Raw genomic sequence first — 18,200 nt, 5'->3', positions numbered from 1 at the left:
TGAGTACCCTTGCCCCGCGTGTTGAGAGAGGCGCCCGCAGGAATAATTTCGGCTCTCTTCGGATCGCACTCGCTCTGTTGGTCATTATCGGACACGCGCCGGAACTGATCGACGGCGATCGCGCGCGCGACTTCCTGGTACGGATCACCGGCAGCTTCTTCTCGGGAGACTTGGCCGTTGACGGCTTCTTCCTGATCAGCGGCTACCTCATCACGAAGAGCCTCCAGTCCTCACGATCGTTGAAGAGTTATCTGTCCCGGCGCATCGCGCGCATCTATCCCGGATTCATTGCCGCGTTCATTGTATCGATACTGCTCTTTGGAAGCCTGTCGGGCGGATCGCTGAGCGACATTCCGGCCGTCAAAAGTGTCACGAAGCTCTTCATTCTCGGTCTGCCTGTCGTCCCAGGCGCGTTTGCCGGCCTGCCGCATCCGGACCTCAACGGGTCGATGTGGACCATCTCGTACGAGTTCCGCTGTTACGTGCTCGCGATCGGTATCGGCGCCCTCTCGACGCTCGCCGGACGGCGTTACTGCCTCGCGATCATCGTCGGGCTCGGCATCCTCTACGGCTTCCGTCACGCGGTGCCAGACATACCGCACGGAAGCCCCATCTTCGGCAGCTCGAGCGCAACGATCCGGTTGACCTTCATCTTCCTCATCGGATCTGCGTTCTACCTCTGGCGGGACGTCATCCCTCTGACGGGGCGCGGAGCTCTACTGGCGCTGATTTCCTGTACGGGCCTCCTGTTTGTCCCCCCTCTGGCGGAGCCGGCCTTCGCGATCTTCGGCGGCTACCTGATCTTCTGGTATGCGCTGGCAACGCCTGCCAATCGCCTGAGCCAGTGGGTCGACCGCACGGATCCGAGCTATGGTCTGTACCTCTACGCGTGGCCGACGCAGAATCTCCTCATTCAGAAGATTCCAGGGATCACGCCACTTCTGTTGATCGTTTTGACGATACCGATCGCGTTCTGCTTCGGGATCCTGAGCTGGCACGGGATCGAGCGGCACTTCGTGCGGCGGCGCAACGCGGGTAACCCGAACTTCGTCTGCGCTGACCCGGACGCTCTGCTCCCCAGGCTCCGCTAGGAACCGGCCTTTCCAGGCTCCGGCCCTTCGTCACCGACGATGCGCGAATCCGAACGGGGTGTTCCCGCACGGGGCAGCGGCGCTCCGCACAGGGCAGTCCTGATCGCGGCGCTTTCGCGTGAAGGCCGGCCCGCAAGAGGGGCCGCCCGGGCGATCGCTCGCGCCTGGCGGGCAGCCAGCCAATGCGCCCGCGCGAGGAACCTTCGGGGTCCTCGGTCGAGACGGCTCGGCTCGCTCCGAGATCTCGACAGGACGAACAACGCCCGATGATGCGCTCGCCGACCGGGTCCTCCCGCTGTGTGCGGCGCGTCGTCCGTTTCAACAGACCGCATCTCGTATCCTAGCCCATGTCCTGTGCACCGTCGGACTGTCCTGATCCCGTGTCCGGCGAGGCCAGTGGGCGGATGTGTTTCGATGGCGAGCCGCCCGATCCGGCCAGAACTGGACCGGCCCACCATCTGAGAGCCCGTTCTGGCAGGGCATGACATCGTCCGCGCGGAGCCTCCCAGGCGTGCCTGCTCGGTACAACGAAGTCACTCGATATTACTTCCACACGATCTCGCAATTTCAGAATTCAAGCGAGAGAAATTTTCATAGCATTACTTTACAACGACTTTAACGATGACAATCGCAGCGGGAAATTACGCCAGAATCCGTCGCCGCGAACCGACCCACCTCAAGACTGGTTCCGCCAAGAACGGTTGCCGAAATTCGTACTACTTTCGGCTATTTCAGACCATGGGTACTGCCATGAGCAGTTTATAAGGGTTGGACTCGGGCGTGCCAACACTGGTATGCCGGGTCCGAGCTTGGCTAGAATGGCCGGGCGCAGCGCGAGGGCGGCCATGGCTTTCAGACGTATCGGAACGCTCGTGGTGGTGCTGACATCGAGCGCGTGCTCGCATGCGCCGCCGATGCCGACCGCCTACAGCGCCTTGCCGCCCCTCACAGCGACACCCGCCGCAGCCGCGTCGACGGGACCGCTCGTGGACGCCGCCGCGCCGCGTGCTGATGCCGATATCGGTCCACCGCCCGTCGTCATTCCCGGCACGCTGAAGCTCAGGGATGCGGAGATCGGCCAGCGCGGCGTGAATCCTCTGGCGGTGCTCGATTCCTCGATGCGCAACCGCATGAGCTGGAAGAGTCTCCATCCGGAGAATCTGACGAAGCCGCCGATCTATTCCGGCCTGTCCCGGATGGCGAACGGTGTCGACGTCGGAGAGACCTCAGCCACACGGAAAGACAACATCCCCGGTTTCGACCGAGAGCTCGCCACGAAGCGGATCATGTCGGAGTACAATCGCGAAGCGGCTATGGCAGCGCTCCTGAAGGGCGGCCGGGACGCTTCGAAGAGCGTATGCTCTGGATGCTAGCGTCGCCCTCCGACGCGGCCGGGGCGGTGGACGGCGAAGTCTCGATCACGATCAGGAAGCATCTGGCGCGCTCTCACCCGTCGCCTTGACCTGCCGTCAACGCCCCCATTACGCGAAGCGGCGATCCCTCTCGCAGAGAACTCCCTCAGCCGACGCCACCCAGAAACCGGTCCGCGATCGTCACCGACGATCGCGCCTTCACCGGCGACGAGGGCGCCTGCGCTGCAGCCATCGCCCCGGCCCTCTGCGCCTCTCTCCGACCTGCGGCGAGGCGTCAGTAGCGCGGCGAGAAGTCCATCCCTGTCACGACGGTGAACACCGGCGGTGTACGGTCAGCGAGCTCGATCCGCGTGGGATCTTGCGATCGCTCGGTCTGAACCGAGGGGCAGAACAGAGTGGAGGGCAACTCGGCCTTCGGCGAGAGGACCCGGTCCAGAGGAGCCGGCCTCGTCATGGCGGGCTTCGGATCCAGCCAGGTGCCGGGCATCACCTGCTGTCCACAATTGCCGACGACCGCCTCGTGTATCGTCCCATCGATCGCGGCGGAAACCACGCAACTGGCGGGGTGGTACACCAACTCGTACTGGAACCTCCTGCTCGCGTCGGACTCGGTTCGGAACCGGTCATCCAAGACCACCGCCGTGTGGGGGCGGTCGGTTGTACCGACGACATAGAGCCGGCCAGTGGCGATGGCAGCGACCGTGATATCGGAGGCGGCCGAGGCGGACATGCTGAAGACAAGCGCCAGCGCTCCTGAGAGCGCCGCAGTCGAAATCAAGCCGAGCATCCTGCCCTCACCCTCAACCCGTCACCTGACCAGACCCGACGCGATCGTATCGCAGATATCGCGAGCCGCGGCCGCACTCTGAACAACGAAGCCCACGGCCATTTTACCTAGCGATGATCAGTACCCATCACTCGATAGAGGTACATCGACATGCCATTCACCGGAATATCGGGCCGGATGGTCCGTAGATCCAACGCACGGGCGCCGGCCCGTACCTAATCGCGTGCCAACACGCTCCATTCCCGACGAGAGCCTATACGGGACGGGCCCCGGAGCATCAACGAACGCACTTGGCCATACTGGAAGTCGGGCACCGTCTCGATCACTTCTAGATCTCGGACCGAGACGCGAGTTCCAGCCGCCAAATTCGTCCCCGCAAGCACTTGCCTGGACCTGCGGCGCCCGCGGACTTCGCCGCGACGGTGCTTTACCCCCACTCCTTCCGGCTGCGGCGCCGTGATCCGCGCGCGTTCGGACGGATGGCGTCGCCGACGTCCCGCGTCGATCGGTGCGCGCTTCGCGCCCGCTGAGAGCCGACCGGGCCGATGAAGCGAAGGCTGGGCAGGAGCGGACAGTGATGCATCGCTAAAATCCCACATTGAAAAATCTCAATACATAATAAACAGCACCAGACAGAACCACACCCGCAGCGATCCAGATAAATATCAACACCCAGCGATCGAAATACGCCACATCGTCGTCGGCATAGTTTATTGCACAGGGAACACAATAAATTCCAGAATGCTCCACCTTTGCACCACACGTTTGGCAAACGCTGATCGAAGAAGAGCGCTCTCTGGCGGTCATTCTGCGCGTGCGCAGAGGCAGGCCAAAGTGCCAGCGTCGAACGCCAACTCCCGTCTCCCAAAGCCTCATACCAGCACTCGCCATCCCACACAGGCGAATACATTAGACCCGACCGATGAGTCCCCACGCTTCGCCGACTTTACATACCAACAAAACATATATCAAAATGTGAATATTGTCAATTTCAGCACGATGACGCACCAGACCCGAAGCCTCAGTCCGGACATTTCAGAGATCTTCCGTCCGCAGGAAGCTTAGTCGTTCTGGCGACCAAGGTCGAACGAACACTCAGATCAAATCCGCCGAAAATCGCGCAGCCACCGCGGGTCATCGCGCGCTCCGATCCGTGCGATCCACGACTCATCGCTGCGCCCGAACGCCCGCAGGGCACCGCCTGCACAGCAGAGGTGCCGAAGGGATCGAACGTCGGCGACTCCGTTGCGATCGCGCCTCCGGCTGAGGTTTGGCTCGTCAACGGCGATCATCGACGCAGTGCCGATCTGTCCCCGCCGCGATCCGGTGCTTCGACGGTGGGCAGCCGCGGCGACGGGCCCGGGTTTGTGAAATCCCGGGATGGGCCGCTTGAGCCCGGCGAAGGCTCGGCCGGGCCGATGTTGCGCTCGCCTCAGAAACGCTTCGCCGCGGCGGCCCGACGGTGCAGGACCCAGCGCGAAGCCCGACACCACAGCTGCGTTGGCAGCCAGTACAGCGTTCTTGCCGCACCGATCCCGGCCATGATCGCCACGAACACGTGCGCCAACAGATCGAGGATCAAGCCGGGCGGCTCGTCCACCTCGATCCGATCATACCAGATCGGATCCTCGTGCCGGCACGGTTCATGGTTGACCATCGCTGGATTCTCCGCGGCTCGATCCGACGAACGAGCAAGCTGTCGACCGGTCTCGTCGAGGCCAAGACCCGAGTCTCAGGCTCCGCGCGCCGCGTGGCCGTCTCCGGCGCTGCCGGGTGATGGTCTCGCGCACCCCGATGTCCGTGATATCGTCCACGTCGCGACGCGGCGCGAATAGCCGCCCGGCGACGTTCGTCCCGTCGATCCGCACCTCGGAAAGTGGTTCGGGTCACGCCGTCGCACCGCGCCGGAGCCGAGGCCAGGGCCAGCGGCGTCGGAGCCGTCCCAACCCCGATTGCGCCGGGGCGCGCCGCAATCCGGCGCGGTGCGGCGCCGCGGGCCGCCCGTGTCTCATCGGCTCCCGCGCTGCGCCAGAACCGCGGGAACGGTGCGCAGCATGATGGCGAGATCCCGGTGCAAGGTCCACCGGGTGGCGTAGTCCAGATCCAGCGCCACGCGCTCGGCATAGGTCGTGTCGGAGCGGCCCGAGACCTGCCACAGCCCGGTCACCCCCGGCGGCACGGCGAAACATGTGGGGAAGGCCCGCCCGTAGCGGGCGACTTCGGCCGGCACGATCGGGCGCGGACCGACCAAGCTCATCTCACCGCGCAGCACGTTCCAGAGCTGCGGCAGCTCGTCCAGCGACGTCTTGCGCAGCACGTACCCGATGGCGGTGACGCGCGGATCGTCGCTGAGCTTGTGTGTGGCCGCCCATTCGGCCCGGGCTTGCGGATTTGCGGCCAAGTGCGCCGTCAGAACGGCGTCGCCGTTCGTCACCATGGAGCGGAACTTGAGACAGCCGAAACGGCGCCCGTCCCGTCCCACTCGCATATGGCGGAAGATCGGTGCCTTGCGATCACCGGCATAGACCAGCGCGGCGATCAGGAGCAGCAGCGGCAGGAGCAGAAACAAGGCCGTGGCCGCCACGGTGATGTCCAGACCGCGCTTGGCGGCCCAGCCCAGCCGCAGACCCCGCGCCACGAACGGCGCCGCTGGCAGAACGGCCTCTGCGACCGCCTCTGCCGCCTCGCCCACTTGGTCCGCCAGCTCAACACTGTACTGCGGTGCACGCAAGGTAGGCTGAAGCGGTGGGCCGACGTCGCGCAGCATGGTTTTGGCTCCTCGTGACGGCAGGGGGCCGCCGGGTGCAGCAACGATTAATCAATTGTTAACGATCCGATATCAAATCATCGCGTCTGTATCAAGCTTAGCCGCGCCCTATATGTCAGTACATTTTTCACTGTAAATTGTAAGAATAGATTTCGATCTTGCAGGCTGAAGAGAAGTGGCACCGTGACTCTGTCCCGCGACGCCGCAACGAATCGGGTTCAGCTTCGCCATCCCCGCAATGTCGCGAGACACCTACCTCGGCCGGATGCTCACCCATCATTGTGCACTGCGTGCGTCCGGGCCGAGGAATGCCGCGCATTCCAACGGTTGATGATCGAGAGCTGAGCCACGCCCGGCTCTGTGCTTTTTCCGCGCGAGCGGCCCTCATCCGGATCGGGGCGTCCTCGCGTGGGGAACGCTGTGCAATGTCCGGAATCCCCGGCGCAGGTATTCCGGAAGGTGGCCGCGGCGGCGATCGCCAGGATGCCGCGGAATGGCTCCGCCAGATCAATTTCGTCTCGAACGCGGCCATGACAACGGAGAGGGCGCTCTCTATGGGTGGGCTGACGATACAGTACGTCGAACGCCGTCGACGGGCGGGATGCGCACCGGATCGTGGAAATCGGTTGCCGCGCCGCAGCAGGACGCGCGTGCGCGGCCGTGGTCCGACGCCGTCGGACTAATCACTATGGCGGCGGCAGCCTCGGCGTGACCCGGATGGACGAACTCAGTATCCTGCGGATGGCTAAGCGGCATCCGACGTGCAGGAGCGGCGACAATGCCGAAGTCAGTGCGGGTTGGGGCGGCTTATGACGCATGCGCCGAGAGAGAGAGCAGGGTGCCGAGGTGCGCGGCGCGCAGAGCGGTCTCCGCCCGTTCGGGCGAATGCCGGGAGACCCGAGCCTGATGCGGATCCAGAGAGTACCCGCCCGGTCGGCACGCCCTCTCCGGACCACCGCCGCACAGCGGATGTCGTGAGACTCATCGCGACCTTCTGAATTCCGCCACCGCCGGCAGCACCCGAGGCTCGGCTCAATCTGGTCCAGCTGATGGCGCCCGTATCCGATCAAGCTGAGAACATCGCAATCATGGTCCCTTGCCTATGGAGCAGCTGCCTGACAGCGGCAGATCGGACATCCGCCGGCCCGACCTGCGCGATGACCGTGGAAGCAGGGTCCGATCGATGAGGGTCGCGATCGTCCATTACTGGCTCGTCGGGATGCGAGGCGGCGAGAAGGTCATCGAGGCGCTCTGCGATCTCTATCCGGAAGCCGACATCTTCACGCACGCCTACGCGCCGCAATCCATGTCGCCGACCATCAGGGCACACCGGGTCAGAACCTCGTTCATCGGCAGATTGCCGTTCGCGACCAGCCGCTACAAATCCTATCTGCCCCTGATGCCGATGGCCCTCGAGCAGCTCGACCTGCGGGGATACGATCTGATCATCAGCAGCGAATCGGGTCCGGCGAAGGGGATCATCCCGCCCTCGGATGCGCTGCATATCTGTTACTGTCACTCGCCGATGCGGTACGTCTGGAACATGTACCATGACTATCGCGAACGGACTGGGCTGCTCACGCGCATGCTGATGCCGCCGGTGGCCCACTACGTGCGCAACTGGGACGCGGTCTCGGCCGGCCGGGTCCACGAGTTCATTGCCAACTCGGACACGGTCGCGCGGCGCATCGAGACCTACTATCGGCGCCAAGCCAAAGTCATTCATCCGCCGGTGGATACCGCCGCTTTCGAGACTGTTCCGGACAGCGAGCGCGGTGACTACCATCTGATGGTCGGCGAAATGGTCCGCTACAAGCGGCCGGAACTGGCGATCCAGGCCTTCAACCGGTTGGAGCAGCCGCTCGTGGTGATCGGCGGCGGCGAGATGCTGCGCGAGCTGCGCAGCATGGCCGGCCCGCACATCAAGATCCTCGGTCCGCAGCCCTTCGAGGTGTTGAAGCACCACTACGCACGGTGCCAGGCCCTGATCTTCCCCGGGGAGGAGGATTTCGGCATCGTTCCCGTCGAGGCCATGGCGAGCGGCCGGCCGGTGGTCGCGTTTGGCAAAGGCGGTGTCACAGAGACGGTCATCGACGGCGTGACCGGGACCTTCTTCCACGAGCAATCCGTCGACGCGCTGATCGATGCCGTCCGACGCTGCCGGTTGATCGGCGTGGAACCCGAGCGCCTCGTCCGCCGCGCCGCCGACTTCGGCGTCGGCCGCTTCGCGGACGAGATCAGGCATTTCGTCGACGGGGTGCTGGCGCGCGAGCGCCTCGCGGCGCCGCGCCCGCCGCGCGAGTCCAGCCGCGCCTACCTGGTCCAGTGACACGGTCCCGCGACAGCGGCGGGCGGATCCGGGGGCTGCGCTGAACCGCCGAGGCGACGACCGACGAGCGGGTGGCACCGGTCTCAGAGGGCGAGGCGACGCGTCCTCTGGTCGGATCGCCTCGACTAAGCGTCGGCCGTGCCGGCCGGCATCAGATGGGCCGCCGCGTTGAGGGTCGAAACACGGGCCGTCGGCTGGTAGTCGAAGCCACCCTGCCGACCGAACGACTCGATCCCGAAATCGCTGAGCTGCGAGAGCGCGCGCGACACCCGCTGATGGGCCTTCCCCGTGTAGACGGGATAGGCACAGGGCACCATCTGACTGCCCTCGCAAACCAGATCACCGGCGAAGAGCCCGTTCTTGGCGACGTGCGCCCGAAAATCCTGCTCGGCGATCGTCGCGGAGTCGCCGGCATGTCCGGCAATGACCTCGACTCCGAAATACTCCCGCCCTTCCACCCGACCGTAGAAATCCGAATACATCGTGAGCCGCTTCCACGCCCCGTCGTGCGCGAAGTTGTAGAGCACCGAACAATCGAAGCCGCGGGTCCCGCTGAAGCTGAAATACAAGCTGATCAGCGTCACCGACGCGAGACCGGGATCCTCCCGGATACCGCAGAGCGCAAGCGCCCGAGCAATGGGAATCGTCGAGATGAGTCGATTGGCGGTGAAGCGGCCGCTCTCGGTGCGGACATCGAATTGTGTCCCGCGCCGCGTGATCGATACGATCCGCTGACCCATGTGAAAGGCCGAGCCGCGCTGCCGGAGGGTCCGCGCGGCCACCTCGTAGAGGGCGTTGAAGCCTTCGCGGGGCCGCGCCAGCTGCCGGTTGGTCGGACCCGGCGAGCGATGCCGGCGGACATAGCGCAACAAGACGCGCGGCGTGGCGTGCTCCTTGATCCAGAGCATCCGCTTCTCGGCGAATTCCAGATCGACCCAGTCGGCCGGCACGCCGAAGAACCGCTTCATGTAGCTCTCGAGGCCGGACCGTCTGAGCAGATAGTCACCGATCCAGTAGCGGGCGAACTCCCGCGCATTCCCGATCTTGCGCCGCGCCACGCGCGAGAACGCGGCCGACAGCGCGATCCTCACGATTCCCCACGGGCCCGCCCGGACAACATCGTCCCGGATCGACAGCGGGTATGAGGTCACGAAAGCCTGAGGTGTCAGCTTTCCCCACGTCGGCTTGATCGGAACGTAATGCTCCAGCAGCTCGGGAAAATACTTCAGCAAAGGCGAATCGTCTTGAAAGATCAGGCTTCCGACATCGAAGGTATACCCCTTGATAGCCCGGTCGATATGGTTTCCCCCAAGATTGGGAAATTCATCGATGACGGCAATTCTGCGACACCCGAGATCGTGCAATATAGAGGCTGAGACGATGCCGGTAATCCCGGCCCCTAAGATGATCGCATCGAACATCTCATCTTCGGATCGCCCGTCGCCGTCGAGATTCGAAGAGTCGGTCATGCTTCGCTTTGCACCGGCGATGGCGTCAGACGAGATAGGACGATGGCGGAGCATGGTGATCGCCCGGGCAGAACGTGATTACCACCGCCGAGAGCTCGAATCATACCGAAATTTTCGCATCGACACCATAAGAACCGACCGGAACCCAGTCGTCACCAGCATTAACGATCCGGAATATGTAAACATGCCATGGCGCGGGCCGAAACACCGCCTATGGTCCAACGCCAACCCTCGCCACCCGTTTCGAACGGGCCGAGCGGCGCCCGCCGCCGTGCGGCCGGCAGCGGCAGCGGCAGCAACGACCGCTCGGCAGCAGAGTAAAATCGATGATAAGCCCGATACATACCCTGGAGCCACCGGATCAAGAGAGTCGAATCTGCCCAGCAGCCCCAGGTGTTTCCTCAGAACCGCGAGCCATGTCGGTGTCGGCCATCGCGGCGCGACGGCGCGGACCTCAGTGTTTCTCCCGGAGCGGCACGCGGACAGGCGGCTGCCGGTGCCCATCATCGGCTCGCCGAATCGGCGTTCAGGCCCGCTCCGACGTGCCGAGTGATCCACTCCGAGCCAGCTGCCGAGCTGGCTCAACGAGCCGGGCCTGTATCGCGGCTGCGGCCGGCGCGATCGAGGCCGCGGAAACACTGCGCCCCCCGACCGGACCGCGTACGGGATAGGCGCACGCGGTCGCGGCAAAGATATAGAACATCAGGCCCTGATCGACCGTCGGACCCGCGATGATGCTGCCGGAGAGCAGGCACAGGCAGGCGACGCGGCCAGCGGCGCGGATATCGCTCGCGTAGGTGCGCGGCGCTCCGCGCCGAAATCCGAACACAGAAGCCAGGAACAGCACGTAGAACACGGCTCCGGGTATCCCGACATTCGACAGCACCGCGAGAGGAAAGCTCGACGTGCGGTTGGTTCCGAGGCCGACGCCCAGGCCGTTCGAGTCGACGAAGTTCCGCCACGCGTAGGCGTTCCAGGCCGAGCGCTGAACACCCGAACTTGTCTCGGCTTTGCTCAGAACAAGCGTATCGACATAATCGTAGACGCGCTCGGCCACACCGTTGACGGAGAGGGCCAGGAGCACGAGGACGCAGAGGACCAGCGGACCGGCCACCACCAGTCCGGCACTGAAACGGTCCTGCCGATGCGTGCTGCAACGCATCAGCGCGATCGTGTAGAGGATCGCTATCAGGACCGCGGCGCCGACCAGGCCGGTCGAGGATGTCGATAGGATCACGAACAGCAGCGAGATCAAGGCGAGCGGTCCCGTCACCGAGGGCTTGCGGCCACAGAGCCAGAGCATGCCGGTGAAACCGCAACCGCCCAGCGTCATCCCCGCGAAGGCCGACGCCTCCGGCCAAGCCCCGATGATCCGCCGCATACTGCCGACACTCTCCTCGTCGTGGAACGTGTACTGAGCGTTGCGAATGAACTGCAGGACCTCCTGAGTGCCCGTCGCGGCGGTCAGCACATCGATGATGCCGAAGCAGATATTAGCGGCCACATAGATGATGAGCGCTCTCGCGAGCGTCTCGATCCCGTTCTTGGTGGATCCGAAAGCGGTGATGACACTGAAACAGACCAGATCGCCGATGAGATAGATCGGCTGCGTGAAATTGCTGGAGACCGGGCCCAGGGGAACGACGCCGTCGCTCGTGATCAGATGTGACGAGGTTCCCAGCGGCACGATATAGGTCTGGCCGGCGAAGAGCCGGGGCAGGATGTAGCTGCTCGCCACCCCGTAGAGCGTGAGGCAGAGAAGCCAGAAGCCCGCTTCCGGCAGGCGGAAGGAGCTCAGGACCAGTGTCGAGATGTTGCGATAGAACAGTGTCGCAATCATCAGAAACACGAGGAAGAGATGCGCCGGCTGCACGTTGGCGCCGCCCAGAAGAAGAGCCGCGGCCGATCCGAGATTACAGAAGACCACGAAGGCGATCACGACCGATTCCCGGCCGAGCAGGAGACAGAACAGGCCGACGACGACCGTGATGGCACCTATCGGTTCGAAGCTCATGTCAGGCCGGTCCAGGCATGATCGACGACGGGTCGGCAGCGGCGCTCGGGCGACGCATCACCGGTCGGACGATCGAGGCCGGGCCTGTATCGGACGATCGCGTCGCCTGATCGCCCCGCCGATCGATGCGACGCGCACGCACCGGCCAGCTCAGCGATTGGCGCTGTCGGTCGGCCGGTGTGGCGCGTCCGAAGCGGCCGGACCGCGACTCACCGGCGCGCCCGCCGATCCGTGCCGCGGCGTCGGGGATGACCGCGTCTCCCCGGGTTTATCGGCCGGCTGACGCACGAGCGTCACGCGCACGACGTCGCCGGGTTCGACGACGGCCTCCTCCGAGGCGAGCCATGTGCCCGCCTTCACCCCCTGCTTTCGAGTGATCTCGTAGCGCGCGCTCAAGGTTTCGGACGCGTCATCGGTGTTGCCGACCATCTGCGACTCGGCGTCGGCCGTGAGCCGCTCGGCCGTGCGCGTCTTCTCGTCGATCGAGGCGAGTTTCTGACGGACATCTGCGGCCTCCGACAGAGCTTCGCGGCGGAACCGGGCTTTGAGGTCGATGATATCGCGCTCGGCGCGCGTGAGGCTCTGCTGAGCGCGCAGCATGGCAACCTGCACGTCGAGCCGGCTGCTCTCGAACGACGCCTGACTCTGCTCTGCGGCGAGCTTTCGCGGGGCGATCGTGAGCCCCTTCGAGACCAGATCGTTGATCAGACCGAGTTCACCGCGGCTGAGCTCGATCTGGCGGTCGAGGGTTTTGGATTTATTATCAAGGGTGCTCATCTCATTCTGGAAGCTGGCGATCGACTGCTCAATCGCCTTGATCTCGGCCTTCAGCGCGTTCCGACGCGTGTCGAACAGGAGCTGTTCACCGCGAACGGCCTGCTCCGCATACGTCTTGTCCACTGTGCCTCTCAGATCGCCTCCGAACGCGATCGTCTCCGCGCCCCCGATCTCCGCCTCGAGACGGGCCAGCTTGGCGGCCAAGCCGACGCGCTCCGCGGCCAAGTTTCGCAGCTCGCCGCGCGACGTGACCGCGTCGCGCTGGATGCTGCGCGGATCGGTGCCTCGCATCAGGCCCTGAGCCGTGCTCACGGCCTGCAGTACGGTCAAGCCAGGTTGGTACTCGTACTTGCCGGGCTGCTGGACGGCGCCGATGATGTAGAATGGACGGTAGGTCGCGACCTCGACGGAGGCCGCAGGCTTCTCCGCGAGATCGGCCACCTGCTTCAGCGCGACACCGATGGCGTTCGCGAGATCGATCGGCGTCCCGCCCGCCGCCTTGATCTGTCCGATCAGCGGCATCGACACTGTTCCATCCGCCGCGACGACGAATTGACCGTTCAGTGCCGTCCACGAGTACGCTTCGCCGGTGTTGCGACGCAGATCATAGACGCGGATCGTCAGATGATCCTGAGGGCCGAGCACGTATCGACCCGCCTCGTCGGCGGCCGCATTCGCGAGCGGGCCGCCGAACAGCAAAATGCAAGCCGCCGCACCTACACGCAGACGCATCAAATTCTCCTCGACCGGACCCAGATCTTGAGTATGAATCTGTGCGCCGCGCCGGCCCTACGGTATCCGAAGCACAGAGTCCCGAGAGCCATATTGAATCGTAGCAGACGCGGCCAGATTAGCCAAGATTTATCGATCCCAGGTCTGTCTTGCGGCCGGCGCCTTTCCGAGTGGTCGGCGCAGGTTCCACTAAGATTTCATGGCGCGCGGCCCTGTGTGTCAGACCGATGACCCCGATGAGTCCAGCGATATTCGCCCCCGGCCCGCTCGAGATTGACCTCAGGGACGCAAGGTCCGCAGGCGAAATCCGAGCAGAAGCATGGTCAGGCTGTAAGCCGCCACGCCGCTGAAGATCATGGCTGTCAGAAGACCGGTGAGCCCGATATCGACGCGGCTCAAGACGACCCGCAGCGCGAGAACCGCCGCCGTCATCACCAAGCACGAGAGGCCGATCTGCCACAGATTGCGGATCTGTCTCGCCACACCCGCGCCGACGAGACGCCGCGCATAGAAGGCGCTGATCAAGAAGTGAAACAAGGCGGTGGCAAGACGCGCGTAGATCATCACCATCACGCCGCCGAGGTAGAAACCTATTGTCATGCTCAAAACTTTCACGATCGACTCGTAGAGCGTGATCTTGAGCATCACATTCGGCTCGTCCATGGCCAGACAGAGAGATGAAACCGGCTGATAATAGGCGGTGAACATGATGGCCAGCGACAGCCAGCGCAGATAGGGTGCTGCGGAACTCCACTGCGAGCCGAGGACGACGCTCACGATCTGGTCGGCGGTCAATGCAATTCCCACTCCAGCCGGGAGCGCGATGATCATCGTGAGTCGGGCCGCCTTCAGGAAAGCAGATTGCAAGCGGAGGCGGTCATCGGCGATCGTCGCGAACGCGGCCATGACGGGCCGCATGGCAGGGCCGATGACGCTCTGGGTCGGAAGGACGGAGAAGTCGCTCGCGACCCCGTAGCGACCGAGCACGGCCTTGTCGACGTGGTAGCCGAGGAACATGCGATCATACTGCCAACTGAAGGCCGCGAGGATCTGAGAGGATGTGAACCAGCCCGTGAATGCCGAGAAGGCGCTCAATCGCTCCAGGGAGAGCCCGGGGCGGTAAGGCGCCAGCACGTAGGACAGGATGGTCGGCAGGATTGCGGATGCGGCCGGATTGATGACCAGGGCCCAATAGCCGGCCCCCAAATAGAGGGCTCCGATGGAGATCAGGGCCGCGACCGCCTTGCCGGAAAAATCCGCCAGAAACGACGCCCGGAAGTCGATGTTGCGGAACAGGTGCACCATGGCCGGGCTGTAGAGGCTTCGCGCGATCGGGGCCGACGAGAGCGCGAGCGTGATGGGGATGAGGCGGGCATCGCCGTAGATGTGGGCGACGGGCCATGCGGCAGCCACCATCAGGACGGCGATCACCCCGCCCCGGAGAAGACCCAGCGTGAATGCCGTATCCAGATGCGACTTCTCGATCTTCGGCAGGCGCAACAGGGCTTGAACGAGCGGGATCTCGAGGATCATCTCGACGATGGAGACCAGGGACGCGGCGATGGCCGTCAGGCCGAAATCGGCCGGTGACAGGACCCGCGCGAGAATGAGCAGCGTGCCGAGGTCGATCGCGCGCGCTGAGATCCGTGCGGCGACACTCCATCCGGCGCCGCGCAGCGTCTTAAAGGCGAGCATGAACGTGTCCCACGGAGCGATGACCGTCGTCACACCCGCCCGAAACGACGCCGCGCCTCGTCCTCACGACATCGATCCGGATCTGGGCAACATGGCGTCTCCGATCCTGACCCGCTCTGCAAGGCAGTCCTGGACCAGCATCCGGCAGCGGCATCAATCTAGTCACTTCGGTCAGCTTGCAATCGAGCCGCGGTGCGTCGCGGACGCGGCCCGGTGCCCGGGTCCCGCGCACTGGAATGCGCATCACCCCGCGAGGCCGGCAGCGCGCCGATAGACCGTCAAGGTCTCGTCAGCCACCCGGGCGATGCGCAGGTTATCCAGGTTGATCTGACTCCTCGCCCTCCACGCGCTCAGCTGCGCCGGGTCGGTCGTGAGTGCGATCAGCGCTTGCGCAAGCTTGTCCGGATCGCCGGCCGGGACAAGAACGCCCGCCTTCCCCCCGTCGAGCAGCTCGGGAATCCCGTCGACGTCGGTGCCGACGATCGCGCAACCCGCCTCCCGGGCTTCTGACAGCACGAGCGGAGCCGGATCGGCGTGGGACGGGAGGACGAAGATGTCGGCGCCCAGCATCCAGCGGTAAGGATCATCCCGCGGACCGGTGAAGGTGATGGCATCCGCGCAGGCGAGCGCGCGCGCGGTCCGCACGTAGGCGTCCCGGTGAGGACCACCGCCGACGACGTAGAGCCGCATGGCGCGATTGTGGGTGAACGCCGTGTCGAAGGCCTTGAGCAGATCGGGCAGTCCCTTCCGGGGATGCAGGCCTCCGACGAAGACGATGGCGGGATGATCCAGGCTCTGCGGTTCCTCCGAGCGGCCGCGCATGCGGGCCGAGCCGATCGTCCCGTTGAGCACGACGTCGATGCGGGAATCCGCGATGCCGCGCTTCCGCATCGACGCGGCGACCGCGCCGCTCACCGCGATGACCCTGTTTCCAAGGCCCATGAGGATCGCGCCCTTCTCGAACTCATTGTGGACGGTCGTCACGAGGGGAACGCGCAACAGCTTGCAGGTTGGCCAAGCCAGGACGGCGCTGGTCATCATATGGGCATGGACGACATCGGGACGCCAACGCCGGAGCACGCCGCCACATCCGAGGAATGACTTCAGGATCTGGGCCGGCGCGCGCGCGTGGCTCGCGAAGATCGACTCGACGCCATTGGACTGGAGCAGAGCATCGAAATCCCCCCCCTGACTGGCGATCGCGACCTGGTGTCCGGACTGCGCCTGCTGACACGCGAGATCGACGGCCGCGTGGACATGGCCGTTCAACCGGCGCGTATGGTTCAGCAGATGGAGAACACGCATGATTCACTAGCGCTCGTGTCAGATCCGAGCCTCGGCCTGCGCTGGGGCCCATGCAAGCTGCGGCGCTGATTAAGGCGCGCGATACGACTCCAGCCGAACAGGAGAGCCGCTACATATTTCAGGCATTTAGGTGTAAAAACGCGACCCGACGCAAGAGAAAAATCCGTCGATTTACTGATTTTCAACAAAGCCCCGCGCCTATCCTGGCGCGCAGGATCTGGCGGACCGGCCGGCGCTTGATCGAGAAGCGGAAGGCGAGCAGCGCCTGTGCGCAGCGAACGGGCGCGAGAAACGTCGCGGCAACGAAGAGCGCGTTCGCGACCTTCCACTTCAGCGAACGCGGCTCGGTCAGGACAGATCTGAGCAGGCACAGGAACGGCCGACCACCGTACCGGACACCCCGGAGGATCGCCATGCAGAACTCGAGGAACTGAAAATAGTACGTCTTCTCCGGCTCGATGAGCGAGACCCCGGGCCGCCAATTCCGGAGCAGATCTCGCAGATGTTTCAAACGCGACTGGAAGCGCTGCAGGTCCCGCTCGAAGGTCGCCGCCTGCGGGACGCGCCCCAGACCCGAGTCATTCCGGCCGTGGACGCGGTAGAGCCCGAGACTGTCGGAGAGACTGACGATCTCGCCCATGAACGGGGCGGCCAGCAGGATCACGCCGTCGACAGCTTGGTCGTAGTCACATTGATGGAGCAGGTCGCAAACGTCGCGACGGAACACATTCCCGGACGTGGGCGGCGTCTGGTAGACTCCGGATCTAAGGATGTCGTTGACAGTCCTGTCCTGCCCGCGGAACGCGTCGAGAGCGGGATAACGATCCGCCAGCACTGCTCCCGCGGAATCGACGCACGTCAGACAAAACTGAAGTTTGGCGACATTCGCGTCCAGCGCCGGCAGGATGCGGTCGAGCGCGCCAGGCAGGAGCTCGTCGTCCGCGTCGAGAAAGAGCAGAAACGGGGCCCGAGTCTTGGCCAATCCATAGAGGCAGGCCGCCCTCTGACCGCCGTTCGGGATCCGGAACGCGGTGATGCCGGACCGATGGATAATTGACCACGAGTCATCCGTCGACCCATCGTCAATCACGACGATCTCACAAGCGTCATTACCCTGAGCGATGACGCTCTGGATTGCTTGGCCGACATAACTCGCGTAGTTGAAGCAGGTGATGATGACTGCGAGTTTAGGATCCGTGGCCACGACAGATGTCTTTCTCGCTCGTCGCTTCGCGCTCCCGTATCTCACCGCCCCGAGCGCCCGACACAGGGTGGCTACCACGGCACCTCACTGAAATCCACAGTCAAAACCCTGAAAGAGCGGCAAAAACTCAGTTCTGATTGCTGAATTTGGCACTGCCCATCTCGGCACTTGACGATGATCCGGGGCAAAGATCAATTCTCCGTGATCGCGAATTGATCGATAATCATCCCCGGCCGAGCCGGGACGCTGAAGATCGAAGCGCCGTCCGAGGACGCGAAGAACGTCGGTCGTCGCGGCCGGCGGTGTCAGCCCGTCCGCCTTCACGATGGTGGTTGTACCTTTGATCCCCGCGCCTCCACCAAACGGCGGTCTTGTTGGCCGTTTCCAGGCCTCGTATGGGCCCTCGATCCCGGGAGGCGAACTCCGCGGCCGGGCCGATCAACCCGCCTTTCCGGGGGAGCGTTGCCGTCTCGTCAATGCTTATGGATGTAGCAGCACGTCTTCATTCATGTCGGACGGGACAAATTCTTGTTATACTGCTCAGAGTACGATTGTCGTGCGCGGCTTCGCGCCGACACGGCACCGTCATTGCAGGAGGCTGCCGGACACCGTCCGGCAACCGGAAATCGGGTTCGGTCGCAACCGATCGGGAGAGAT

At 64.2% G+C, this 18,200-nt stretch carries 12 protein-coding genes; 3 read left to right on the top strand and 9 right to left on the bottom strand.

Going from position 1 to position 18,200, the window contains the following annotated elements; translation table 11 throughout:
- Nucleotides 1–1,091: acyltransferase family protein (locus ME121_RS12350; protein WP_491892834.1), on the top strand; the 1,091-nt coding region annotated here is incomplete at its 5' end.
- Between the two features lie 845 nt (nucleotides 1,092–1,936).
- Entirely contained in the window at nucleotides 1,937–2,464 is a 528-nt protein-coding gene (locus ME121_RS12345; RefSeq protein ID WP_043343165.1) for a hypothetical protein, read from the top strand.
- A 274-nt stretch (nucleotides 2,465–2,738) separates the two neighbouring features.
- On the opposite strand, the gene ME121_RS12340 is transcribed toward ME121_RS12345, so the two are convergent.
- The 3 genes from ME121_RS12340 to ME121_RS12330 all read right to left on the bottom strand — a co-directional run bounded on the left by ME121_RS12340 (nucleotide 2,739) and on the right by ME121_RS12330 (nucleotide 6,018).
- Nucleotides 2,739–3,251, bottom strand: coding sequence for a hypothetical protein (locus ME121_RS12340; protein ID WP_012321480.1), 513 nt, complete (start codon nucleotides 3,249–3,251; stop codon nucleotides 2,739–2,741).
- Nucleotides 3,252–4,683: 1,432 nt separating this feature from the next.
- Nucleotides 4,684–4,908 carry a hypothetical protein gene (locus tag ME121_RS12335; protein ID WP_012321479.1) on the bottom strand — a complete coding sequence of 75 codons (225 nt, stop codon included), beginning with the start codon at nucleotides 4,906–4,908 and terminating at the stop codon, nucleotides 4,684–4,686.
- Nucleotides 4,909–5,259: 351 nt separating this feature from the next.
- Complete coding sequence (locus ME121_RS12330; RefSeq protein WP_012321478.1) at nucleotides 5,260–6,018, bottom strand: sugar transferase; 759 nt, start codon at nucleotides 6,016–6,018, stop codon at nucleotides 5,260–5,262.
- Nucleotides 6,019–7,201: 1,183 nt separating this feature from the next.
- Between ME121_RS12330 and ME121_RS12325 the strand changes: the two genes are divergently transcribed.
- On the top strand, nucleotides 7,202–8,347 hold the full coding sequence (locus tag ME121_RS12325; RefSeq protein WP_024828730.1) for a glycosyltransferase: 1,146 nt from the start codon (nucleotides 7,202–7,204) through the stop codon (nucleotides 8,345–8,347).
- Between the two features lie 125 nt (nucleotides 8,348–8,472).
- Here ME121_RS12325 and ME121_RS12320 read toward each other — a convergent pair whose 3' ends face one another.
- The 6 genes from ME121_RS12320 to ME121_RS12295 all read right to left on the bottom strand — a co-directional run bounded on the left by ME121_RS12320 (nucleotide 8,473) and on the right by ME121_RS12295 (nucleotide 17,543).
- Nucleotides 8,473–9,816 carry an FAD-dependent oxidoreductase gene (locus ME121_RS12320; protein WP_059408915.1) on the bottom strand — a complete coding sequence of 448 codons (1,344 nt, stop codon included), beginning with the start codon at nucleotides 9,814–9,816 and terminating at the stop codon, nucleotides 8,473–8,475.
- Between the two features lie 526 nt (nucleotides 9,817–10,342).
- The gene (locus tag ME121_RS12315; protein ID WP_012321475.1) at nucleotides 10,343–11,830 is read right to left on the bottom strand and encodes a hypothetical protein; all 1,488 of its coding nucleotides are present in this window, start codon (nucleotides 11,828–11,830) and stop codon (nucleotides 10,343–10,345) included.
- A 150-nt stretch (nucleotides 11,831–11,980) separates the two neighbouring features.
- Nucleotides 11,981–13,339, bottom strand: coding sequence for a polysaccharide biosynthesis/export family protein (locus ME121_RS12310; protein ID WP_012321474.1), 1,359 nt, complete (start codon nucleotides 13,337–13,339; stop codon nucleotides 11,981–11,983).
- 279 nt (nucleotides 13,340–13,618) lie between these two features.
- The gene (locus ME121_RS12305) at nucleotides 13,619–15,034 is read right to left on the bottom strand and encodes a lipopolysaccharide biosynthesis protein (RefSeq protein ID WP_012321473.1); all 1,416 of its coding nucleotides are present in this window, start codon (nucleotides 15,032–15,034) and stop codon (nucleotides 13,619–13,621) included.
- Nucleotides 15,035–15,277: 243 nt separating this feature from the next.
- On the bottom strand, nucleotides 15,278–16,339 hold the full coding sequence (locus ME121_RS12300; protein WP_029360247.1) for a glycosyltransferase family 4 protein: 1,062 nt from the start codon (nucleotides 16,337–16,339) through the stop codon (nucleotides 15,278–15,280).
- 181 nt (nucleotides 16,340–16,520) lie between these two features.
- A complete protein-coding gene (locus ME121_RS12295) occupies nucleotides 16,521–17,543 on the bottom strand; it encodes a glycosyltransferase family 2 protein (protein ID WP_179240040.1) in 1,023 nt (340 codons plus the stop codon).
- Nucleotides 17,544–18,200 lie beyond the last annotated feature (657 nt).

Origin of the sequence: Methylobacterium sp. ME121, from assembly GCF_000974725.1 — a bacterium.
Taxonomy (GTDB): domain Bacteria; phylum Pseudomonadota; class Alphaproteobacteria; order Rhizobiales; family Beijerinckiaceae; genus Methylobacterium; species Methylobacterium radiotolerans.
The sequence above is the reverse complement of the archived record's forward strand: the minus strand, read 5'-3'. Positions and strand labels throughout refer to the sequence as shown.

Bases quoted from the DNA above. Each gene is read 5' to 3' on its own strand.
- ME121_RS12345 (WP_043343165.1), top strand. From the start codon at position 1,937: ATGGCTTTCAGACGTATCGGAACGCTCGTGGTGGTGCTGACATCGAGC.
- ME121_RS12340 (WP_012321480.1), bottom strand. From the start codon at position 3,251: ATGCTCGGCTTGATTTCGACTGCGGCGCTCTCAGGAGCGCTGGCGCTT.
- ME121_RS12335 (WP_012321479.1), bottom strand. From the start codon at position 4,908: ATGGTCAACCATGAACCGTGCCGGCACGAGGATCCGATCTGGTATGAT.
- ME121_RS12330 (WP_012321478.1), bottom strand. From the start codon at position 6,018: ATGCTGCGCGACGTCGGCCCACCGCTTCAGCCTACCTTGCGTGCACCG.
- ME121_RS12325 (WP_024828730.1), top strand. From the start codon at position 7,202: ATGAGGGTCGCGATCGTCCATTACTGGCTCGTCGGGATGCGAGGCGGC.
- ME121_RS12320 (WP_059408915.1), bottom strand. From the start codon at position 9,816: ATGACCGACTCTTCGAATCTCGACGGCGACGGGCGATCCGAAGATGAG.
- ME121_RS12315 (WP_012321475.1), bottom strand. From the start codon at position 11,830: ATGAGCTTCGAACCGATAGGTGCCATCACGGTCGTCGTCGGCCTGTTC.
- ME121_RS12310 (WP_012321474.1), bottom strand. From the start codon at position 13,339: ATGCGTCTGCGTGTAGGTGCGGCGGCTTGCATTTTGCTGTTCGGCGGC.
- ME121_RS12305 (WP_012321473.1), bottom strand. From the start codon at position 15,034: ATGCTCGCCTTTAAGACGCTGCGCGGCGCCGGATGGAGTGTCGCCGCA.
- ME121_RS12300 (WP_029360247.1), bottom strand. From the start codon at position 16,339: ATGCGTGTTCTCCATCTGCTGAACCATACGCGCCGGTTGAACGGCCAT.